Source organism: Halobium salinum (genome assembly GCF_026586625.1).
In the GTDB taxonomy this organism is placed as follows: Archaea; Halobacteriota; Halobacteria; order Halobacteriales; family Haloferacaceae; genus Halobium; species Halobium salinum.
In genome coordinates this window covers 589,543-609,555 of record NZ_JAODIW010000008.1, presented here as the reverse complement: position 1 = coordinate 609,555, position 20,013 = coordinate 589,543, and the positions used below count along the sequence as shown (strand labels likewise).

Sequence of the window (20,013 nt, the reverse complement as noted above, 5' to 3'; positions counted from 1 at the left end):
CTCTCTGTCCGTCGTCTCCTCTTTTCGTTTCCTCCTCCCTTCGTCTCTCTCTTTCTTCCCTCTGTGTTCCCGGAGTCTTCCGACTGCCACGTCCGGTAACGCAGTCGCTCGCGGCGGGTCAGTCGTCGGCCGTCGTCTCACGTGGACACGCTCACGAACGGTCAGTACAGTCGCACCGCTTCGTCGCTCGCGGAGGCGACCGACTCCGAGCCGCGGCTCGGACGGTTCGGAGAACGTCTCGGGAGGCGGTCCCACACAACCCAGCGGACCACCCCGTGGAGACGAGGGAATACGTGGCGTCGACCGGAAAGAGTCCTTGGGACTCCCCCACCCGGGCGACGCCTGCACTCGGTTCGACGGCTCCTATCGGTATGGTTATGCGCCCATTACCGTCCGAATTCGAGGGTCTCGGGTCTCCCGGCCCCGGGGTTACCTCTGCCCGGCCGCCGAGCCACAGCGGCCAAGCCGGCTCGGTCCTAAGCGTTGTCGACGACGGACTCGCGTCCGCCGCTCTCCCCATGACCGACACCGCCATCTGCTGGTTCCGGACGGACCTTCGACTCCACGACAACCCGACGCTCGCGGCCGCGGCCGACGCCGACGAACTCCTCCCCGTCTACGTCTTCGACCCTTACTGGTTCGGGGCGGCCGACTACGGCGGGCCGGCGTCGTTCACGTACCGCAAGTGCGGCACACACCGAGCCCGGTTCCTCCGCGAATCGGTCGCGGACCTGCGTGCGTCGCTCCGCGAGCGCGGGAGCGACCTCGTCGTCCGCGACGGCGACGCCGCGACGGCGCTCTCCACCCTCGCCGACGCCGTCGGCGCCGACACCGTCCACCTCGCTACTCACCCCGCGCCGGAGGAGCGGGCCATCGAACGCCGCGTCCGCGACGCCCTCGCCGACGACGGCGTCGCGGTCGAGACCCACTGGACGCACACCCTCCACCACGTCGACGACCTCCCCTCGGGCGTCGAAGGAGTCGACGACACGTTCACGCCGTTCAAGCAGTCGGTCGAGAACGATTCCCGGGTGCGCGAGACGGTCGCCGAGCCGTCGCCGCCATCGCTTCCGGGGCCGGTCGACGTCGGCGACCTCCCGACGATTACGGACCTGCTCGGCGCCGCCGACGGGGACGAACGCGAACGTCTCGACCGGTGGCCCGAACCGGACGGCGCGGACCGCGTCGAAGCCGAGACGACCGACGACGAGACGGCCGACGACCGGGCCGTCCTCCTCTTCGTCGGCGGGGAGACCCGCGCGCTGGAGCGACTGGCGGAGTACGTCTGGGAGCGCGACCGCTTGCGGGAGTACAAAGAGACCCGAAACGGATTGCTCGGGGCCGACTACTCCTCGAAGCTCTCTCCGTGGCTGGCCGCCGGCTGTCTCTCGCCGCGGCGGGTGTACGAGGAGGTAGAACGCTACGAGGCCGAGCGCGTCGCCAACGATTCGACGTACTGGCTCGTGTTCGAACTCCGATGGCGGGACTTCTTCGCCTTCCAGACCGCGAAGCACGGCGCGACGCTGTTCCGGCCGGGCGGCATCCGCGGGCGCGACGACCTCCAGTGGCGCCGAAACGAGGGCGCCGAGGCCGACTTCCGGGCGTGGGCGCGCGGCGAGACCGGCATCCCGTTCGTCGACGCCAACGTGCGCGAACTGAACGCGACGGGGTACATGTCGAACCGGGGGCGCCAGAACGTCGCCTCCTTTCTCGCGAACGACCTCGGCGTCGACTGGCGCTGGGGGGCGGCGTACTTCGAGACGCGGCTCGCCGACCACGACCCGGGGAGTAACTACGGCAACTGGGCGTACGTCGCCGGCGTCGGCAACGACTCTCGCGACCGGTCGTTCGACGTGCTGTGGCAGGCACACAACTACGACGCCGACGCCGAGTACGTCGCCCACTGGGTGCCCGAACTCGCCAGTCTCGCCGCGGCCGACCCCGACGCCGCCCACGAGCCGTGGGCCGCCGACGAAGCGACGCTCGCCGACGCCGGCGTGACGCTCGGCGAGACGTACCCCGAACCGATGGTCGACCCCGACGCGGTCGACGGGTGGGGCGAGGACTGATGTCGGAGGAGGCTTCGCCCGACCCCCAATCCGGGGACGGGGGAGCGGACGAGGACACCGTCCGACTCACGGTCGTCGACGACCTCCGCGGTCGGGGGCCGGTCGACCTCCGGGTCCCACGCGGCGCGAACCTCCGCGAGGCGCTGCTCGCGGCCGGCTACTCGCCGTACGCCCCGGTCGCCGAGCGGGCGAACTGCGGCGGTCGGGGGCTGTGTGCGACTTGTGGGGTGCGATTCGAGGCGGCGAGCGACGGCGACGACCCCGACCCACCCCAGGCCGACCACTGGCACGACCGCCTCGCGGACCGGTTCGGCTACCCGCGACTCTCCTGTCAGTTGACCTGTGACCGCGACCTCACCGTCCGTATCCCGGAGAAACGGGTCTGGGGCGGACGGGAGTCGGATTCGGCATAAGAGTCGGAGCGGACCCCGTCACGCGCTCGGGTCCGCCGGCGGGAGCGCCCGGAGCGGCCGCGGCGGGAGGAGGTAGTTCCCGCGGTGCTTCACGAAGATGTACTCGAGGATACCGTTGTTCACCCGTTGGCTGACCGCGGGGGCGTCGGTGAGGTCGCTCCCGTTCATCGCCTCGCGGGTCTTCACGAAGTCGCCGATTCCTCGCTGGAGGGAGACGAAGTGGACGCCCGCTCGCCCGCCGTCGGTCGAGTCGAAGTCCCGGCGGAGGATGACCGGTCGGCCGTCCTCCCGTGTGCGGGCGGCCTTCTGTGCGTGGCCGACACGGCCGTACTCGCGGGCGTGGGCCTCGACGTTCTCGACGCAGTCCTCGCCGACGCCGTTGTCGTCTCCGAGATTCTCGCCGACGCCCTCGACCCTCCCCTCGGCGGCGTGGACCGGACAGAATATCTCGGCGACGCGGTCGTCCTCGTCCTGTTCGCCGTACCAGTCCTCGAGGCGGAGGTGGAGCTTCGAGGCGTGTTGGGTCGTCCCGCCGGCGAACGGCCCGGAGTCGATGGTCACGCGGTCCTCCGTCGCCTGATTCTTCTCGAAGCCCGTCTTATACCCCATGAACATCGGCGCCTCCTCGGGGACGGGCTTCGAGTCGGGAATCCCGTCCACGTCCTGATTTTTCGCCGGGAGTCCCTCGCCGATGAAGCCGGTTCGTCGGTCGACCCGCTCGAACACGTCGGCGACGCTCCGAACCGACACGCCGTTGGCTTCCCCGGCGCCGAACAGCGCCTCCTCGGCGGCGAGGACGACCGACCCGTGGTCGCTCGCGAGGTGGACGAGCGCGTCCGGCGTGTCGAGGTCGGGGTCCTCGAACGACGAGAGGGCCCGCGGGGCCGGGAGGTCGACCGAGTCGGGCAGCGACTCGTCGAACCGCTCGAAGTACGCGGGGGAGTAGCCGACCGTGAACACCAACCCGTCGTTGCCGCGGGCGTAGGCGCGCTCGAGGTCGTCGAGGGCGCCCGCGACCGTCTCGCGGTCGGACGCGGCCGGGGTGCCGTCGCTCGGGTAGTCGAGCAGGAGGAGCAGGTGGTGGCGCGGCGGGACGACGTTGCCGTGGTCGTCGCGCGAGAGCACGTCGTCCCAGGCGTGCTGCCGCTCGGGGAGGCTCCCGGGGTTCTCGACGCCGGTCGCCACGCTCGGACTCCCGAAGCGGTCGAGACACGCGGAGAGGGCGCTCGCGCCGCCGATGGCGACGGCGGCCTTCACGAACTCACGCCGGCCGAGGCCACCGTCGCTGGCGCTCCCCGTTGCCGACTCGTCCCCCTCGTCGGCGTCGTAGGCGCGTGGCAGTCCCATCGCCGTCGCTAGGGAACGGCCGGGGAAGTGGGTTCTGGTCCGGGACCCGAAAACGGTGGTCGGGCGGCGGTTCCACCCGGTCGAACGGCTTACTCCTCCGCTTCCTCTTCGTCGTCCTCGTCGTCACCCTCGTCGGCGTCCGTCTCGGCCGTCCCGCTCTCGTCGCTGTCGACGCCGGCGTCGGGCGACGGCGCGGAGACCTCGTCGTCGCTGCCGAAGTCGCTCTCCAGGTCCGGCAGGTCGTCGTCGTTACCGCGCTTCTTCAGCATGTACATCGCCCCGACGGCGATGAGGACGAGCAGCAGTGCGAGCGGGGACTTCGAGCGCCCGCCGCTCTCGTCGCCGCTCACGTCGTCGGTCTCGTCCGCCGCGGCCCCGTCGTCCGTCGACGCGTCCGCGTCCTCGTCCGCGTCGCCGTCGCCGACCTCGATGGTCGTGGCGTTCCCGAGGTCGTCCGGGAGCCCCTCGGGCAGGTCGGCGTCGACCTCCGCGACGGCCTCCTCGATGGCCTCCATCAGCTCCTCGCGGCGCCCGGAGAGGACGTAGCCGGTCGCCACGCCGGCGCCGAACAGGACGAGACTGCTGCTGCCGCCGCCGCCCTTGCTCTTCTTTCCGGCCTCCGACTCCGCGTCCGCTTCGAGTACCGCCTCCTTGACGACCTCTTTCACGGCCTGCTTGGCGGCCGTGCCGACGGTGTCTGCGAGTTGATCGCGTGCCTGCTTCTTCAGTCGGTCGTTCATGCCGGTTCCACCATCACTCCCACCCTTCGAAAACCTTGTTGCCACTCGCAGGTCGCGACGCGGCCGCTGTTGGGCGCGGTGGACGCGGCAGTCGACTCATCCCCGGCCGCCCGCCAACCGAACGGCCTCCGGCCGGCGCCGGAGGCGGAGCATCGCGGCGGTGCCGACGGCGGGGCCGACCGCGAGCGGGGCGAACGCGAAGCGCCAGCCGACGACGCCGGCGACGACCGGCACCGACTGGATGGCGACGACGGTCAGCAGGAAGCCGAAGGCCGTCTGGAGGGTGAGCGCCGTGCCGACGTACTCGCCGTCGGCCAACTCGGTGACGCAGGCGGAGAACTGCGCGGAGTCGGCGACGACGACCAGCCCCCAGCCGAGGACGAACGGTGCGAGCACGAGGACGGGAGCACCGAAGGCGGCGCCGGCGCCGAGACACGCCGCCCCGCTCGCGACCATGCTGGCGCTCGTCACCGTCGTGCGACCCCAGCGGTCCGCCAGGCGGCCGGCCGCCACGGCGCCGACCGCACCCGTCGCGATGGCCCCGAACGCGAGCAGGGCGAGGACGGGCGGCGTCGCCAGCGGGTCGGCGGTCGCCTCGGCGCTCGCGAGCAGGTAGACGGGGAGCCAGGTCCACACGGCGTAGAGCTCCCACATGTGGCCGAAGTAGCCGACGTTGGCGAGCATCGTCGGGCGGTCCCGGAGGATTCGACCCACCGCCCGCGGGTCGAACGGCGCCGCGGGCGACTGGTACGGCCCCGGCCGTACGAGGAGGGCGACGCCGGCGCCGACGAGGGCCAGCGCGGCGGCGCCGAGCAGGACGAGTCGCGGGTCGGCGACTCCGGTCGCCGCGGTCGCGGTCGACTCCCCGTTCACGGCCCCGAGCGCCCGCAGCAGGTGTGGCAGGGCGGAGCCGACGGTGAGGGCCCCGACGAGGGTGCCGATGGCGAGCCCTCGGCCCGAGCGGAACCAGCCGGCGACGACCTTCATCCCCGGCGGGTACACCCCGGCGAGGGCGACGCCGGTGAGAAAGCGCAGGGCGACGGCGGGGAGAAACGCGTCGACGGCGGCGACGCCGACCGTCGCGGCCGCGCCGACGACCGACGAGGCGGCGAACAGGATGCGGGGCTGGACCGTATCGGAGAGGGTGAACGCGGCGGACGCGAGCGCGCCGGCGACGAAGCCGAGTTGGACCGCGGTGGTGAGCCAGGCGGTCTCGGCGCCGCTCAGCCCCCAGCGGGCGGCCAGCTCCGGGGCGACCGCCGAGGCGCTGAACCACAGCGACATGGCGAACAGCTCGGCGACCGAGAGCAGGGCGAGCGCGCGCCAGCGGCCGTCGGCGGTCGTCGTCGGCGCCGACTCGGTCGGCTCGCTGCCGACCACATCGCCGGTCTCGCCGCTCCCGCCACCCTCCTTCATCGTCGATGCCGACGGCCGGACCCGGGATAACTCGGGCGGTAGCCGTCGCGGTCGCTACCCCGGACCCGCCGACTCACCCCATCCGGGCGACGCCGAGGCGGCTCACGACGGCGGCGCCGAGGTACACGCCGATGGCGACGAGGACGATGGTGCCGCCGGCGGCGACGCCGTAGGTGTAGGAGAGCGTCGTCCCCAGGAGCACGGCGACCTGGCCGGCGACGATGGCGAGCACGACGGACTGTTTGAAACTCCGCGCGAGCTGCGTCGCGGCCGCGACGGGGACGACCAGCATCGCCGCGACGAGGATGACGCCCATCATCTGCATCGCACCGACCACGACCATCGCGGTCAGCACGACGAGCAGGCGGTTCAGCAGGCGAACGTCGAACCCGGCGATTCGCGCGGCCGACTCGTCGAACGTCACGTACACCAGCTTCCGGTAGGTGACCAGCACCGACGCGACGACGATGACGCTGAGCACGGCCAGAATCTCCACGTCGCCGCGGGTCAGCGTCGAGAGGCTCCCGAAGAGATACTGGTTGATGCTGACCGCGATGCCGCCGCTGGTGAGACTTATCAGGACGGTTCCGACGGCGAACCCGCCGGTGAGAACGACCGCCATCGACACGTCGTTGTAGACGTCCGTGTGCTCGGACAGCACTTGGATGAGCAGTGCCGCCGCCACCGCGACGACCAGCGCCGTGAGGTTCGGGGAGACCTCGGTCGCGAGCAGGCTACTCAGGAAGATTCCGACGGCGACGCCCGCGAAGGCGGTGTGTGCGAGCGTGTCGCCGATCATCGCGAGCTGTCGGTGGACCAGAAACGACCCGACGAGCGGCGCGACAACGGCGATACAGACGCCCGCGACGAACGCCCGCTGCATGAACGGGTAGCCGAGCATCTCCGTCACGAACCCGCCGAGTTGAGCGAAGGGGAGCATGGTCAGTGGTGGTGGTGGTCGAGGAGTTGCTGGTTCGCCCCGTACGCCCGTCGGAGCGCGTCGCTCTCGGAGAAGTCGAGCGCGTCCCCGTGGAAGAACAGCCGTCGGTTGATACAGGCGACCCGCGAGGCGAACGCCGTCACGACGCCGATGTCGTGTTCGACGAGCAGTACCGTCAGACCGTCCCGGTTCAACTCCCGGAGCAGGTCGTAGAACGCCTCCCGCGACTCGGCGTCGACGCCGACCGTCGGCTCGTCGAGGGCCAGCAACTCCGCGTCCGCGGCGAGCGCACGCGCGATGACGACGCGCTGCTGCTGGCCTCCCGACAGGGTCGAGAACCGTCGCCCGGCGAGGTCCGCGACGCCGACGGTCGCGAGCGCCTCGTCGACCCGGTCGGTGTCCCGCTTCCCGAACCGTCCGAGGCCGACGTGTGGGTAGCGACCCATCGTGACGACCTCGCGGACGGTGACGGGCATCCCGGCCGTCCCCCCCGTCGCCCCCTGCGACACGTAACCGACGCGAGTTCCGTCGGCAAACTCGTGTGCCGGGCGACCGAACAGCGTGACCGACCCCCGGTCGGGGCGCAGTAAGCCCAGCATGAGCTTCAGGAGCGTCGTCTTTCCGGAGCCGTTCGGGCCGACGAGTCCCAGGAACTCCCCGGGCTCGACGTCCATAGACACGTCTTCTACGACCGTCTGCTCCCCGTAAGCGTACGTCACGTCGTCGAGTTCGAGGACGCTCATTCGGCCCCGAGCGCTCTCGCCAGCGACGGCAGGTTCACGTTCTCCATCACGTCGACGTACCCCCATCCTTCCGCCCGCCACTCCTCGGTGAGGCTCGGAACCGGCGTCAGCGGGAGGGCCTCCGTCGCGTCCGTCTCCCGGACGAGTTGTGTCGCGGCGCGGTCCGACTCGAACACCGGCGCGAGGATGTACTCGATGTCGTGCTCGTCGATGACCGACTGCGCCCGTCTGACGTCCTTCGGCGTCGGTTCGGCGTCGGGTGCGAGGCCGGTCAGCGCCTCGACGTGGAAGTCGTAGCGCTCACCCAGGTACCTGAACGAGTTGTGCCCGGCGACGAGGACGGTGTCCTTCGCCCGCCCGGACAGGCGTTCCTCGTACGTCTCGTCGAGTTCGGTGAGTCGTTGCTTGAACCCGTCAGCGTTCTCCGTGTACGTCGATTCGTTCGCGGGGTCCATCTCGGCCAGACCGTCGGCGATGTTGTCGACCGACTGCTTGGCCCGGTCCGGGTCCAGCCAGAAGTGCGGGTCTTTCGACCCGTGGTCGTGGCTCTCCTCCTGACTCCCTTCGTGGCTCTCGGCCGTGGAGTTCTCGTGACCGTCGTGGTCGCCGTGACTCTCGTTCGCGGAGCCGTCGTGGTTCTCGCCGTCGTCGTGGCCCTCCTCGTGATTCTCGCTCCCGTCGTGACTCCCCTCGTCGCTGTGGTCCTCCTCGTGGCCGTCGTGACCGTCATCGTGTTCCGTGGCGCCCAACAGGTCGATTCCCTCCCACGCTTCGATGACCCTCACGTCGGCGTCGTCGTTCCGGACGTTCCGGACGATTTTGTCCGCCCACGGCTGGAACCCCTCGCCAACGTAGACGAAGGCGTCGGCGTCGAGCACGTCCCGCTGAACGTCCGGTCCGGGTTCCCAACCGTGGCCGTGCTGGCCGAACGGGACGAGGTTCCGGACGGTCCGTCCGGCGGCGACGTGGCTCGTGAAGTCGGACACGACGAAGAACGACGCCTGTATCGTGTCGTCGCCGTCGTCCGACCCGGAGTTCGTACTCGACGTGCCGAGACAGCCGGCGACCGCGCTCGTCGCGACCGCCGCCGCACCGAGGAGCAACCCTCGTCGGGTCCGTTGCATATATTGTTAACTCGAAGTTCAAAGTTAATAGGTCTTGCTACCTCTATCTCGAGCGTTAACAACGAGTCGCTCCGAACGCGTCTCGGGGCGCGTGTCGCCGTCTACAGCGCTCGACGGCGGCGCTTCGCGGCCGACCCTGGCCCGGCGGGTTCTCCCTCGAACCGGGTAGGCCGCGCCGACTCGGGCCGGACTTCGACCCTGACTCCACCGCCGCGCCGTTTTTATCCGTTCGCACCCAACTTCGGGCACTCGAATGGACCGCGGAACCGACGCCGACCCGCCGACGCCCGGCCCGACCACGCTCCACGCCCCGACCCACCGCGAGACGCTGTGGGCGCTGGAGGAGGCGTTCGGGGAGGGAGCGCTCGTCACCGTCTTCGGACGCTGTACGGTCGAGTACGAGGGCCGGGCGGCGAGCAGCCTCGGTCCCGGCGACCGACTGCTCATCCTCAAACCGGACGGGTCGGCGCTGGTCCACACGGACGAGAACCAGTCGCCCGTCAACTGGCAGCCGCCCGGGAGCGAACACCGCGCGGCCGTCCGCGACGGCAGACTGCGAGTGCGGTCGACTCGTGAGAACCCCGACGAGCGGCTGGACGTGCGCTTCGAGCGCGTCCACCAGTTCTCCGGACTTCCCGTCACGGGCGGGCGCAGTCTGGAGGTCACCGGGAGCGAAGCCGACCTCAAGCGCCGCGTGCTGGAGCGGCCGGACCTCGTCGAAGCCGGCTTCACCCCGCTCGCGACCGAGCGCGAGAGCGCCGCCGGCCCCATCGACGTGTACGGCGAGGACGCCGAGGGAACCCCGGTGGTCGTCGAGCTGAAACGAAAGCGCGTCGGCCCGGACGCCGTCGGCCAGTTGAAACGCTACGTCGAGGCCGTGAGCCGAGAGCGCGCCGACGACCGGAGCGTACGAGGGTTGCTCGTCGCACCCTCCGTCACCGACCGAGCGCGGGCGATGCTCGAACACGACGGGCTGGAGTTCGTGGCGATGGCGCCGCCGGTGTCGGAGGAGTCGGCGGAGTCGGCGGAGTCGGACAGTTCGTCCGACTCGGGGGAGTCGTCCGACCCGTCACCCTCCTCGGCCGAGTCGGACGACTGACACGCTTAGGTCCGCTCGGCGCCTATTCGAGCGGGATGAGCACCACCGACCGGACCGTCCTAACGAACGTCGACACGCAGCGACGGCTCGTCGCCGAGGTGTGGAACGGCAGAAACGTCGAGGCGATTCCCGAGTTCTTCGCGGAGGACTGCGTCGTCGAGGACCCGTCCTACCCGACGCCGATACGGGGAGTCGAAGGCTACGCGGCGTACGTCCGCGACACGCTGACGGCGTTTCCCGACTTCCACCTCGAACAACACGCCGTCGTCGGCGACGGGGACCGCGTGCTGACTCACTACACCGCGTCCGGGAGACAGGACGGCCCGTTGGGCCCGCTCCCGCCGACCGGACGGTGGGTCGAAATCGAGGGAACGGCCGTCGTCCGGTACGCCGACGGTCGCATCGTCGAGGACCGGGCGTTCTTCGACACCGCGGAGCTCCGGCGCCAACTCGGACTCGCGTTCCCGGCGGCGCTGGTCACGCTCCCTCGCCTCGCGTTCCGTGCGGTTCGCGCGCGGCTCTGACGGGGAGCGCTCCGACTACCGCCGTTCCGACTACTGCCGCTCCGAATCGCCGTCGTCGTCGCGACGCTGGACGCCGGCTTCGGTCCCCTCGCTTCGCCATGCTCCGCCGTGGTCCGCGACTGCTACTTCCAGAGCTTCGGGACGTAGTCCGTGCTCGGGTACACCGGCCGGCCGACGGCCGTCCGAACCATCGCCGCGACGAACAGGGAGCCGAGGCTCACGGCGAGGCAGTAAAAGAGCACGACGACCGGGACCGGGTCGCCGATGGCCGTCCGGTAGAGGTACCACACCGCGGTCAGCCCGAACGAAACGGCCGCGAGGAGGCTCAGATACAGCATCCCGGTCAGGAGCGCGTCTCTGAGGTTCATGCAGCCGTCGAACGTTCACCTCACGGTAAAGGTCTGCCGGGCCGTGGAATCGCCCTCCGAATCGTCGCACCGGGCACCGGCGTGAGTGTATCGGCCGGCGTCAGCCGTCCCGGTCCAGGTGTCTCGCCCCGGCGAGCCGCAGGAAGTTCCGTACCGTCCGGTCGTGAGTCGCGTCCGCGAACGAGCGCCCCGTCTCGTGCCACTCGAAGTCGGCGGCGACGCGCTCCCGGAGGTCGGCGCCGAACTCCGGGTGGTACTGCACCGTCCACACCGGCGCGTCGCGGTGGCGTGTCGCGAGATGCGGATAGTAGTCGGCGCTGGCGACCGACTCCATCGCTTCGCCGGGGTCGACGACGTGGTCGCCGTGGACCATCGGAACCGTGGCGGCCACGCCGTCGAACAGCGGGTCGTCGGTGAAGTCGACCGCGACGAGTTCGGCGGTGAGTCCGCGGTGTTCGACGGTTCCGCCGAGGGCGTCGTTCACGAGTTGGTGGCCGAAGCAGACGCCGAGCGTCGGCACGCCGGCGTCGACGAGTCGACGGACGAAGCGGCGCTCCTCGGCCATCCACGGGTGGTCGTCCGCATCGTAGACGCCGGCGGTGCTCCCGGTGAGCACGACGGCGTCGAGGTCGCCAACGACGATATCGTCGAGGCCGGTCCCGGCGTCGACCGTGTCGTCGCCGTCCGTGTCGTCGTCGACTGCGTCGGTACCCCGTCGGCCGACCCGCCGAACCCCGTGCGCCGGGAGCATCGCCCGGAGCGCGGCCGGCAGGTAGTCGTAGGCGGGGTCGACCTCGTTGTCGACGACGAGCAGCATCGCCCGGCGATTGGACGCCCCGATACAAGTAACGCGCCGGTCGCCGTGGCGTCGCCGCCGGCTCCGGCGGCCGGTGCGGTCGACACGCCGAAATCCGGTTCGTCACGGCGTCACACCCGACGACGCCGAATCGGCATCGAAGGCTTTATTCGGCGCGGGGCGGCACTTTCGAGACAAGTAACCATGTCAGACAAACCGGCCTCCATGTACCGGGAGATCGACACCCAGCCGTACACGCGGCGTGAGTACATCACGGGTATCCCGGGTTCGAAGATCGCACAGCACAACATGGGCAACCTGCAGTCGGACCCGGACGACTACCCGGTCCACATCACCCTCCGCCTGGAGGAGGACTGCCAGATTCGCCACGGCGCGCTCGAAGCCTCGCGCCTGTCGGCGAACCGCCGTCTCCTGAAGGAGGTCGGCCAGCCGAACTACAAGATGGTGCTCCGGAAGTTCCCCCACCACGTCCTGCGCGAGAACAAGCAGGCGACCGGTGCGGGTGCGGACCGTGTCTCCGACGGGATGCGCCAGGCGTTCGGGAAGCCGGTCGGCACCGCCGCCCGCGTGAAGAAGGGCGACGCCGTCTTCACGGCCTACTGCAAGCCCGAGGACGCGCCCATCGTGAAGGACGCCTTCCGCCGCGCCTACAACAAGATTTCCCCGCCCTGCCGCATCGACGTCGAGAAGGGCGAGGAACTGCTCGTCTCGTAGACGGGGTGAACGGGCACCGTTCGTCGCGCTTCTCGCCGAGAAGGGCGGGGAACTGCTCGTTTCGCAAGACGACACGCGCGTTCCAGAACCCCCCGGTTTTTCTCCCGACGCTCCGCACGTAGCCCATGCTCAGGCTCGCGGTCGCCACCCGTGAGGAGACGTTCGAGCGCTTGCGCGACCCCCTCGCCGAGCGCGACATCCGGGTCGACCACGTCCGCGCCAAGGAGCGCACGCTCGACCTCTCCGCGCCCGGCGACGAGTTCGACGGGTTCGACGCCGGCTTCGTCTACCCGACCCGCCCGATGGAGGGCGGCGTCGTTGACGCGCTGCTCGACGTGCCGTGGGTGAACGACCGCGAGGCGATTCTCACATCGCGCAACAAGGCGGGGGTCGTCGCGGCGCTCTCCCGGGCCGGCGTTCCGACGCCGCGGACGACGCTCGTCTCGAACCCGGTAGGTGAGTCGGCGGTCGCGGAGGCGGTTGCGGCGTTCGGCGCGGACGGCGACACCGACGTCGTCGTCAAGCCCAACTCCACGACGCGGGGAATCGGCGTCGTCCGCGTCGGCGACGTGGACTCCGCGCTCGGGGTGACCGACTACCTCGACCTCGTCCACGACTACAAGGCGACCGGCGACCGCTCCTATCTCCTGCAGGAGTACCTCCCCGACGCCCGCGACTACCGGGCGATGGTCGTCGACGGCGAGTGCGTGGGCGGGGTAGAACGGCGGCTCTCTGACGAGGACCGCGCGGCAGGCAAGTGGAAGCACAACGTGCATCGCGGGGCCGAGGCGACGGGGGTGGACTTGCCGTCGGCGCACCGGGAACTGGCCGAGCGGACGGCCGCGGTGCTCGGGATACGCTATCTCGGGGTCGACTTGCTGGAGACCGACGGACGGTTGGTCGTGAACGAGACGAACGCCCGGCCGACCGTCGATTCGGCGACGAAGTACGACGACGGGTTCTTCGACAGGCTGGCGGGGTTGATTCGGGAGACGGCCGATTCGGAGTGAGTTGCCGTCGTATCTCCGTCGGGTCGAACAGCCCTACTCGCTCCTTCCCTCACGCACCCCCGTTCGGAACCTCAGCGCGACGTTGAGCGCGATTCCGGAGAGTGTAGCGAACAGCATCCCGGTGACGAACGCGCTGACGAGCATCAGCGGGTTGGTCCAGCCCCCCTCGAAGACGAGGATGACCGCGCCGAAACCCGCCGAGAGGAGGAGGTACGCCGAATAGTACCGGTTCACGTCGTCGTATCGTCCGGTGTCTCACAAAACGACACCGGCTCTGGTCGGGGCGTACACGTCCTCCCGAGAGGGGTCCCACCCACAGCACGACAGCCACACCCTCCCCAGCCGATTCCCTCACTCGCTCCCTCTGGTCGCTCGCTCAGTCATCCCTCGCACGACGCCGTTCGACCACGAGAGGCCTCACGGCGCGCGCCACCGCGGCTCCGTCCGCGGTGCGTCGTGCGAGGGGGGAGAAGCACAGGCCGAAGGCCGAGCATCGCAGTCGGCTGGGGAGGGTGTGGTTGCGGTGGGCGGGACTTCGGAAGGGGCCGTGCGGTCGGCGGTTCTGCCGACACAAGCACCGCAGCCGAGCGTAGCGAGGTGAGGAGCGCAGCGAGACAGAACCGCCGAGCGTGCGGGGGCTTCCGGACGACACCGAGACAACAAACGAGACTGACTCGCCACAGAATAGCGACCGCTCCCCACCGAATCGACCACACAAAAGAAAATCCGAACCGACCGAACCGCGAGTAGCGACCGCCTACGTCCCGCGGTGGGAGCCCTTGTTCACGCTCGGGCGGGTGTGCTCGGCGCCCTTCCCGCGCGTGGTGAGGCCGCGGTTGTCCTTCCCGGCGTTCGTCAGGCCGCGGAACGCGCGACCCTTGTGGGAGTCGTCACAGATCCAGCCGAGGTCGTCGTCGTTCTGAATCGCGGGGTGCTCGGGGTCGAGGAGAATCGTCTCGAACCACTTCTGCGAGCCGTCCTCGCCGACCCAGTAGGAGGCGAGCACGCGCAGGTTGGGGTACTTTCGGGAGACGCGCTCCTCGGCGATGCGCTGGATGGACTTGCGCCGCGAGATGCGGTTGACGCCCTGGCGCTTCGTCCGGCGGCCGGCCTTGTGGCGCTGCTTGCGGGCGGTCCCCTTGCGCACGGCGACGCGCGTCAGGACGACGCCCTGCTTCGCTTTGTAGCCGAGCGAGCGCGCCTTGTCGAGGCGGGTCGGGCGCTCGATGCGCTCGATGGCGCCCTGGCGGCGCCACTCCTGCTTTCGCTGCCACTGCAGTTCCGCGAGCTTGCCCTCGTCCGGGTCCTTCCACGCGTCCCGGATGTGGGAGTAGAAGCTTCGTGCCATTGTATGTGCCTTCGGGCGCTTGCGATTCAGCTCCGGTCGACCCACACGGGTCGGCCGAAACCACATTTCGTCCCGGCGAACCGGGTGCCCACTGGCGGCCCGTCGTCCAGCGAGTTGTCGAACGTTCCCCGCTCCGCCGGTTAAGCACTTCGGATGGCTGCGGCTCTGTGGCGGGTTCACACGGCCGACGGCGACCCGGGGCCGACCACCGCTTCGCCCGCTCCGACCGACTACCATACCAGTACGGTTCGGGGCTTATGCCCGTTCCACGCCTCCACTCACCCGTGAACACCGGCGTCCGCCTCCACTCCCGCACCCCACCCACGGAGCGTCGCGTCCTCGACCGCCGGGGCGCCGCCAAACTCCGCGTCACACACCTCGCCACCGGCGTCGACGACCTGCGGGTCACTCTGACGCCGACGAAGACGGACTACGACGCCGACGCCCCGTCCACGTCGCCGATACCGTCGTTCCGGCTTCCGGCGGGGACCGTCACCGGCGAACTCGGCTTCCGGTTCGACGCCGAGGGCGTCCCCACGAACGTCGTCGACCCGCTCGTCGTCCCCACCGGCACGTACGACGTGACGGTCGCCGACGACGGGAGCGGACGGCGCCTCGCCCGCCGGTCGCTCCGGCTCGGTGCGGTCCCGTACACGCTGGTCGTCTTCGGCGCTGCCGCCGACGCCGACCTCCGGGTGCGCCTGCTCCGCGACAAGCTCGGCGTGCTCCACCCCGACACCGCCCGAGTTCGCGTCGTCAACGTCGCCCCCGAGGCGCCGACGCTCGACGCGTGGCTCGCCGACGGCGCCGACCTGGCGACCGGCCTCGGCTACGGTGCCGCCGCGGGTCACCGCGACTGCCGACCGGGGACCCACGAGCTCGTCCTCTCGACGCCGAGAGGCGTCGGCGACGATCCGACCCGCCGGACACTCCGCGTCGCGCTCGCCGCCGACTCGACAACGACGGTGTTCGTAGCCGGCAGCGTCGCTCGCGAAGGAGTAGAGAGAAACCGGACGGACGGGGGGAGGGACGGCCGCGCGGCTGTCGGGACGGCCGAGACCGCACTCACACCCGTCGTCGCCGTCAGCGACACCTACGCCCCACCGGGGCGGTGACCGTCGCCGGCGTCACTCGGGCCGCATCTCGAAGCTCTCCCGCTCGACCACGTTGTCCGAACCACAGTTCGGGCAGGTCGCGTGGTCGGACTCGAACGTCTCGCCACACGCCGAACACTCGAACTTGACTCCTCGGTCTGTGTCCGGGGTGAGCATCGACCTGAGCCGCTGGAGAATCGACATGGGGACGTGTCGGACCCGGACGTCAAAACGGATTGGGCCGTGTGAACGTGGAACCCGAAATCGGGAGTCCGACTCAGCGCTGTGAGTCCCGGAGGATGAGCGGGTCGATGGCGAGCGTACGCTTCGCCACCGTCGCGATGCGGACGATGTAGACGATGAACGCGAGGAAGGGAAAGGCGGTGACGGTGAAGGCGGCCGCGAACACCCAGAGGATGGTGTTGACCCCGAGCAGGCTCCCCTGGAAGGAGTTCGGACCGACGAACCCGAGCATCGCGCCGGCGACGATGAGCGCCGGTACGGCCGCGTAGAGGATGACCTGCGAGAGGTCCATCAGACTCCACTGGAAGTAGAGGGTCTTGACGTGCTCGCGGGCGGGACCGAACATGGAGAGGGCGGTCCGGAGGTCCGACATCGCGGCCGACATCCCGTCGTCGACGGTGTCCTCGTACTCGTGTCGCATCCGCTCGACGTGGTAGATTTTCGAGGAGTAGTTGTAGTTGAGCGCGGCGAACACCACCTCGAAGGTGCCGAACGTCGACCCCTCCAGTTGGTCGCGGACGGCCTCTCCGTTCCCGTGGAGGCTGTCGACGAGCGTGTCCACCTCCCGTTTGAACTCCTCGTCGTCGGTCTCCTCGACCAGCCGCTGGAGCGCCTTCGCCCGGCGCTCGCTCTCGTCGACGAACACTCTGAGGAAGTGTGAGGGGTCCGCCGGCGGCTCCTGTCCGATGATCTCCTCGGTGAACGAGCGGAAGTCCATCGCGTCGCTCATGCGCTGGTGCTGGTCGCCCAGCGGGCCGTTCTCCTGGGAGATGACCAACTGGCTGACGGAGACGACGAGCGTGACCGCGGTGATGACCGCGCCGAGCATCGAGGAGAACGCCGTCTCGATTGTGTCGCTCCCCCTGACGAGGACGGCGAACGGCGGGTCCATGAACGTCCCGGCGAGCACGAACACGACGAAGAGGACGACGGCGAGCGCGAGACTCATGTAGATGCGCGAAGCCTGTAGCAGAATCCAGAGTTTGATGCGGCTCTCGTCGGTCCGCTCGCGCATCGTGTCCGCGGTGCTGATGTCCTCGCTACTCATCGCTGCTCGTCCCGTTCATCGCCGCTCACCGCTTCCCGTCCCCTCGCCGGTCTCGTCGTCGCTATCGTTCTCGTCGCCGTCATCGCTTCCGCGGCTCTCGGCGCTCCCGTGGTCGCCGCCGGACGCCGGCCGCTTCAGAATCAGGAACTTCGTCCCGCCGCCGACGTACTCCACGGTGTCGACCAACTCCCACCCCTCGTCGCCGAGCTCGTTCAGCTCCGGCTTCGGGTCCTCCAACTCCTTGTGGGTCGGCCCCTTCGAGGGCTGGAGCGTCTCGTACTCCCAGCGCTGTCGCTCGGTCATTGACACACCTCCGACCGGACTCGGTAATTACCTGCCGGCCAGATTTCTGCAGGCCAGCCGAGTGGTCGCACGAGGGCCGTTCCGGTCGGCACGGGCGAATCGCACCGGTCGGCCCCGCGCCGGTCAGTTCCCGGTCGACGGTCGCCCGCGGAGGACGACGGCGTCCTCGACGCGGAGGGCCCCGTCGTCCCCCGCCGCCACGTCCGTCCCCGTCAGCAGGTCCGTCGTGTCGACCGCGTAGTCGAGGCGTACCGTCACCGACCCCGAGTCGAAGTGCAGGACGACGACCAGCGGGTCGGTCACCGCGTCGACCGACGCCGACTCGCCCGCACCGGAACGCTCGTAGGCGACGACTCGGTCGGTCGCGGGGTCGGTCCCGGCTCCGCCGGCGCCGACTCCGTCGCCATCGGCTCCTCCTTCGACGACCTCGACGCCGACCGGTTCGACGCCGTCGGCGCGCAGGGCAGGCTCCTCGGTGCGGAGCGCGACGAGCCGACGGTGGTAGTCGGTCAGCGCGGCGTCGCCGTCGTGCCAGCGCATCGTCCCGCGTTGCTCGGGGACGCCGCGCTCCTGGCCGTAGTAAATCAGCGGCGCGCCGGGGAGAGTGAACGTCGCGGCCGCCGCGGGCCGCAGGGTCCCCTCGTCGCACTCTGTGGCGTAGCGTTCCTCGTCGTGGTTCTCGACGTAGCGCATGTGGACCGCCTCGTCGGGGTACCCTCGCTGTGCCGATGCGCCGAGCGCGTCGAGCAGCGCCGTCGCCGGCGCGTCACCGGTGCCCACGTCCCGGAGGGCGTAGTAGAGGTCCGTGTCGTAGTGGAGGTCGAACTCGTTCTCGCGGAACCCCACCCGCCGGGGAACGGTCTCGTCGAGCAGGAGGAACTCCGGACTCGCGGCCTTCAGGCGCTCGCGAACCTCCTTCCAGAAGCCGTGGGGGACGCCCCACGCCACGTCGCAGCGGAACCCGTCGACGACGGGCGCCCACTCGTCGATTACGTCGAGCATCCAGCGCCGGACCGCGAGGGAGTCGTAGTTCAGGTTCGGAATCTGCGTCCAGTTGAAGTAGACGCCGGGGGCGTCGTCGCCGGCCCAGTCGACGTCGGTCGCGTTCTCCTCGACCGGGACGCGCTCGTAGTGGTCCTCGTAGCCGGGGACGCCCGCGCGGTGCAGCTGGAAGGCGGGGTGGTCCCGGGAGGTGTGGTTGACGACGAGGTCGAAGACGACTCTGATGTCGAACTCGTGGAACCGCTCGACCATCGACTCGAACTCCGCGCGCGTGCCGAGGTCGGCGGCGGTGTCGAACAGGTCGGTGGCGTGGTAGCCGTGGCGGGTCGGCGAGGCGACGACGGGCGTGAGCCACACCGTGTCGACGCCGAGGGAGGCGACGTACTCGACGCGGCGCGCTATCTCCCGGAACGTCGTGTCGACGGTCTCGCCGGCGAACTCGCGGACGAATATCTGGTAGATGGTCGCGTCGCGGACCCAGCCGGGCGCGTCGGCGGGGCGGTCGACGCCGAGCGTCCCGCCGCCGTCCTCGCCGTCGACGGTGAGCGAGAGCGTGTCGGCGATGCCGTGACGTTCGGCCACGGGCACGGCGTGGATTCGGGCGACGCCGCCGTCCGCCATTGAGGAGCCCGGAAACCGCAGTTCGTCGCCGTCGACGGTCACGTCGTCCCACGAGAGGCCGTCTCGGCCGTCGAGGTGGAACTCGACGCGGGGGGCTTCGTCGCCGTCGGGTGCCGCCCGCGCGGTCGCGGTCACGACGACCTCGTCGTCCTCTCGGTCGTCGCCCGCCCGGCGAGCGTCCAGCCGGACTCGGGGCCGTTCCGGCCCCTCCACCGTCACCTCGGCACGGGCGTAGGGGTCGAACGAGTCGTCGAAAGCGAAGATGGCGTCGTGGTCGCCTGGCGGGAGTGAGGCGTCGAGCACCCACGCGCCGTTCTCTCGTCGGGCGCGGTGGGTGCCCATCGTGAAGTCGTTGAACGCGCCGAGCACGGAGACGCGGTCGGCGTCGCTCACGTCGCCCTCCACGTCCTCGTCGGCGACGCGGAACGTCGCCTCGTGGCGCACGTCCGGGAACGCGCGGACGACCTGTTCGTGGACGCCCTCGGGAGCCTCCAGTTCGGCGACGTAGACGCCCGGCTCGTCGGGAGTGAGGTGCGATACGGCGCCACTGCCCTGTCCGGGGTCGACCGCGGCGTCGCTGTCGACGGGGCGGTCGGCGAGTCGCCACCGGAACGAGCCGTCGCCCGCGCCGACCGGGGCGTCGTCTTGGTCCTCGACGCCTCCCTCTGCGCCGCCGTCGTCGCAGATACGGTCGGGGTTCCGTGGTGCCAACTCGACCGACTCGCCGACGCTCGTGAACCGCGGGGGCCCGGGATGGTGCATCACTCGTCCGGGCGTTCGGACGCCCGATAAACCTGTTCTGAAGGAATCTTCTGCTCTCGGGCGCGCCGATTCGCGGCGTCGGACTCGCCACGTCCCACGCGAAGCTTCATACCCGAGGCCGGGACCACCGCCGACGTGCGCTGAGAACGGCGCGGGAGCGGTCGAGGCGGCTGTGCGACACGCCCTCTCGCGTCCACGCGGAGTGTCGCCTGCTCGCCACGGCTCGACCGGGAGGTGAAGTGTTCTTCAGTCCGCTCCGCCTCCTCCC

Annotated in this window: 20 protein-coding genes and 1 pseudogene; 7 read left to right on the top strand and 14 right to left on the bottom strand. The window is 70.1% G+C overall.

The window, feature by feature from the left end; genetic code table 11:
* Positions 1 to 518: 518 nt before the first annotated feature.
* Together N5095_RS15225 and N5095_RS15220 are read left to right on the top strand one after the other, a co-directional pair.
* Positions 519 to 2,069 (top strand): DASH family cryptochrome, encoded by a 1,551-nt coding sequence (locus tag N5095_RS15225; RefSeq protein ID WP_267623836.1) that lies wholly within the window; start codon positions 519 to 521, stop codon positions 2,067 to 2,069.
* A complete protein-coding gene (locus N5095_RS15220; protein WP_267623834.1) occupies positions 2,069 to 2,482 on the top strand; it encodes a 2Fe-2S iron-sulfur cluster-binding protein in 414 nt (137 codons plus the stop codon). The genes N5095_RS15225 and N5095_RS15220 overlap by 1 nt, the downstream gene beginning before the upstream one ends.
* An 18-nt stretch (positions 2,483 to 2,500) precedes the next feature.
* Here N5095_RS15220 and N5095_RS15215 read toward each other — a convergent pair whose 3' ends face one another.
* The 6 genes from N5095_RS15215 to N5095_RS15190 form a co-directional block, all read right to left on the bottom strand.
* Complete coding sequence (locus tag N5095_RS15215) at positions 2,501 to 3,829, bottom strand: DUF7405 family protein (protein WP_267623833.1); 1,329 nt, start codon at positions 3,827 to 3,829, stop codon at positions 2,501 to 2,503.
* Between the two features lie 89 nt (positions 3,830 to 3,918).
* On the bottom strand, positions 3,919 to 4,569 hold the full coding sequence (locus N5095_RS15210; protein WP_267623832.1) for a hypothetical protein: 651 nt from the start codon (positions 4,567 to 4,569) through the stop codon (positions 3,919 to 3,921).
* Positions 4,570 to 4,665: 96 nt separating this feature from the next.
* The gene (locus tag N5095_RS15205; RefSeq protein ID WP_308203543.1) at positions 4,666 to 5,985 is read right to left on the bottom strand and encodes an MFS transporter; all 1,320 of its coding nucleotides are present in this window, start codon (positions 5,983 to 5,985) and stop codon (positions 4,666 to 4,668) included.
* Positions 5,986 to 6,058: 73 nt separating this feature from the next.
* Positions 6,059 to 6,925 (bottom strand): metal ABC transporter permease, encoded by an 867-nt coding sequence (locus tag N5095_RS15200; RefSeq protein ID WP_267623831.1) that lies wholly within the window; start codon positions 6,923 to 6,925, stop codon positions 6,059 to 6,061.
* Positions 6,926 to 6,927: 2 nt separating this feature from the next.
* The gene (locus N5095_RS15195; RefSeq protein WP_267623830.1) at positions 6,928 to 7,668 is read right to left on the bottom strand and encodes a metal ABC transporter ATP-binding protein; all 741 of its coding nucleotides are present in this window, start codon (positions 7,666 to 7,668) and stop codon (positions 6,928 to 6,930) included.
* On the bottom strand, positions 7,665 to 8,792 hold the full coding sequence (locus N5095_RS15190; protein WP_267623829.1) for a metal ABC transporter substrate-binding protein: 1,128 nt from the start codon (positions 8,790 to 8,792) through the stop codon (positions 7,665 to 7,667). The genes N5095_RS15195 and N5095_RS15190 overlap by 4 nt, the downstream gene beginning before the upstream one ends.
* Positions 8,793 to 9,045: 253 nt before the next feature.
* On the opposite strand from N5095_RS15190, the gene nucS reads away from it, so the two are divergent.
* Complete coding sequence (nucS, locus tag N5095_RS15185) at positions 9,046 to 9,891, top strand: endonuclease NucS (RefSeq protein ID WP_267623828.1); 846 nt, start codon at positions 9,046 to 9,048, stop codon at positions 9,889 to 9,891.
* 35 nt (positions 9,892 to 9,926) lie between these two features.
* On the top strand, positions 9,927 to 10,415 hold the full coding sequence (locus N5095_RS15180) for an ester cyclase (protein WP_267623827.1): 489 nt from the start codon (positions 9,927 to 9,929) through the stop codon (positions 10,413 to 10,415).
* 122 nt (positions 10,416 to 10,537) lie between these two features.
* Here N5095_RS15180 and N5095_RS15175 read toward each other — a convergent pair whose 3' ends face one another.
* Complete coding sequence (locus tag N5095_RS15175) at positions 10,538 to 10,783, bottom strand: hypothetical protein (protein ID WP_267623826.1); 246 nt, start codon at positions 10,781 to 10,783, stop codon at positions 10,538 to 10,540.
* Positions 10,784 to 10,883: 100 nt separating this feature from the next.
* Positions 10,884 to 11,600 carry a type 1 glutamine amidotransferase gene (locus N5095_RS15170; protein ID WP_267623825.1) on the bottom strand — a complete coding sequence of 239 codons (717 nt, stop codon included), beginning with the start codon at positions 11,598 to 11,600 and terminating at the stop codon, positions 10,884 to 10,886.
* Between the two features lie 183 nt (positions 11,601 to 11,783).
* Between N5095_RS15170 and N5095_RS15165 the strand changes: the two genes are divergently transcribed.
* Both N5095_RS15165 and N5095_RS15160 read left to right on the top strand, forming a co-directional pair.
* On the top strand, positions 11,784 to 12,314 hold the full coding sequence (locus N5095_RS15165; RefSeq protein WP_267623824.1) for a 50S ribosomal protein L16: 531 nt from the start codon (positions 11,784 to 11,786) through the stop codon (positions 12,312 to 12,314).
* 125 nt (positions 12,315 to 12,439) lie between these two features.
* Positions 12,440 to 13,324 (top strand): ATP-grasp domain-containing protein, encoded by an 885-nt coding sequence (locus N5095_RS15160; RefSeq protein ID WP_267623822.1) that lies wholly within the window; start codon positions 12,440 to 12,442, stop codon positions 13,322 to 13,324.
* 33 nt (positions 13,325 to 13,357) lie between these two features.
* Here the strand turns inward: N5095_RS15160 and N5095_RS15155 are convergent, their stop codons facing one another.
* Both N5095_RS15155 and N5095_RS15150 read right to left on the bottom strand, forming a co-directional pair.
* Complete coding sequence (locus N5095_RS15155) at positions 13,358 to 13,558, bottom strand: hypothetical protein (protein WP_267623821.1); 201 nt, start codon at positions 13,556 to 13,558, stop codon at positions 13,358 to 13,360.
* A gap of 523 nt (positions 13,559 to 14,081) precedes the next feature.
* Entirely contained in the window at positions 14,082 to 14,672 is a 591-nt protein-coding gene (locus tag N5095_RS15150; RefSeq protein WP_267623819.1) for a 50S ribosomal protein L15e, read from the bottom strand.
* A gap of 284 nt (positions 14,673 to 14,956) precedes the next feature.
* Between N5095_RS15150 and N5095_RS15145 the strand changes: the two genes are divergently transcribed.
* On the top strand, positions 14,957 to 15,787 hold the full coding sequence (locus tag N5095_RS15145; RefSeq protein ID WP_267623818.1) for a DUF4397 domain-containing protein: 831 nt from the start codon (positions 14,957 to 14,959) through the stop codon (positions 15,785 to 15,787).
* Between the two features lie 12 nt (positions 15,788 to 15,799).
* Here N5095_RS15145 and N5095_RS15140 read toward each other — a convergent pair whose 3' ends face one another.
* The 4 genes and pseudogenes from N5095_RS15140 to N5095_RS15125 form a co-directional block, all read right to left on the bottom strand.
* The gene (locus N5095_RS15140; protein ID WP_267623817.1) at positions 15,800 to 15,970 is read right to left on the bottom strand and encodes a zinc ribbon domain-containing protein; all 171 of its coding nucleotides are present in this window, start codon (positions 15,968 to 15,970) and stop codon (positions 15,800 to 15,802) included.
* Positions 15,971 to 16,043: 73 nt separating this feature from the next.
* Positions 16,044 to 17,057: a DUF7972 family membrane protein gene (locus N5095_RS15135; protein ID WP_267623816.1), complete on the bottom strand. Its 1,014-nt coding sequence runs from the start codon at positions 17,055 to 17,057 to the stop codon at positions 16,044 to 16,046.
* Positions 17,058 to 17,168: 111 nt separating this feature from the next.
* Positions 17,169 to 17,360: pseudogene (gene sp36, locus N5095_RS15130) on the bottom strand (Sp36 family protein); the annotation flags it as partial.
* Between the two features lie 123 nt (positions 17,361 to 17,483).
* Positions 17,484 to 19,745 carry an alpha-amylase family glycosyl hydrolase gene (locus N5095_RS15125; RefSeq protein WP_267623814.1) on the bottom strand — a complete coding sequence of 754 codons (2,262 nt, stop codon included), beginning with the start codon at positions 19,743 to 19,745 and terminating at the stop codon, positions 17,484 to 17,486.
* Positions 19,746 to 20,013: the final 268 nt, after the last annotated feature.

Excerpts from the sequence above, each read along its gene's own strand:
- N5095_RS15150 (WP_267623819.1), bottom strand. The coding sequence starts at position 14,672 with ATGGCACGAAGCTTCTACTCCCACATCCGGGACGCGTGGAAGGACCCG.
- N5095_RS15175 (WP_267623826.1), bottom strand. The coding sequence starts at position 10,783 with ATGAACCTCAGAGACGCGCTCCTGACCGGGATGCTGTATCTGAGCCTC.
- N5095_RS15165 (WP_267623824.1), top strand. The coding sequence starts at position 11,784 with ATGTCAGACAAACCGGCCTCCATGTACCGGGAGATCGACACCCAGCCG.
- N5095_RS15200 (WP_267623831.1), bottom strand. The coding sequence starts at position 6,925 with ATGCTCCCCTTCGCTCAACTCGGCGGGTTCGTGACGGAGATGCTCGGC.
- N5095_RS15215 (WP_267623833.1), bottom strand. The coding sequence starts at position 3,829 with ATGGGACTGCCACGCGCCTACGACGCCGACGAGGGGGACGAGTCGGCA.
- N5095_RS15195 (WP_267623830.1), bottom strand. The coding sequence starts at position 7,668 with ATGAGCGTCCTCGAACTCGACGACGTGACGTACGCTTACGGGGAGCAG.
- N5095_RS15220 (WP_267623834.1), top strand. The coding sequence starts at position 2,069 with ATGTCGGAGGAGGCTTCGCCCGACCCCCAATCCGGGGACGGGGGAGCG.
- N5095_RS15170 (WP_267623825.1), bottom strand. The coding sequence starts at position 11,600 with ATGCTGCTCGTCGTCGACAACGAGGTCGACCCCGCCTACGACTACCTG.
- N5095_RS15225 (WP_267623836.1), top strand. The coding sequence starts at position 519 with ATGACCGACACCGCCATCTGCTGGTTCCGGACGGACCTTCGACTCCAC.
- N5095_RS15160 (WP_267623822.1), top strand. The coding sequence starts at position 12,440 with ATGCTCAGGCTCGCGGTCGCCACCCGTGAGGAGACGTTCGAGCGCTTG.
- N5095_RS15190 (WP_267623829.1), bottom strand. The coding sequence starts at position 8,792 with ATGCAACGGACCCGACGAGGGTTGCTCCTCGGTGCGGCGGCGGTCGCG.
- N5095_RS15140 (WP_267623817.1), bottom strand. The coding sequence starts at position 15,970 with ATGTCGATTCTCCAGCGGCTCAGGTCGATGCTCACCCCGGACACAGAC.
- nucS (WP_267623828.1), top strand. The coding sequence starts at position 9,046 with ATGGACCGCGGAACCGACGCCGACCCGCCGACGCCCGGCCCGACCACG.
- N5095_RS15180 (WP_267623827.1), top strand. The coding sequence starts at position 9,927 with ATGAGCACCACCGACCGGACCGTCCTAACGAACGTCGACACGCAGCGA.
- N5095_RS15135 (WP_267623816.1), bottom strand. The coding sequence starts at position 17,057 with ATGAGTAGCGAGGACATCAGCACCGCGGACACGATGCGCGAGCGGACC.
- N5095_RS15210 (WP_267623832.1), bottom strand. The coding sequence starts at position 4,569 with ATGAACGACCGACTGAAGAAGCAGGCACGCGATCAACTCGCAGACACC.
- N5095_RS15125 (WP_267623814.1), bottom strand. The coding sequence starts at position 19,745 with ATGCACCATCCCGGGCCCCCGCGGTTCACGAGCGTCGGCGAGTCGGTC.
- N5095_RS15205 (WP_308203543.1), bottom strand. The coding sequence starts at position 5,985 with ATGAAGGAGGGTGGCGGGAGCGGCGAGACCGGCGATGTGGTCGGCAGC.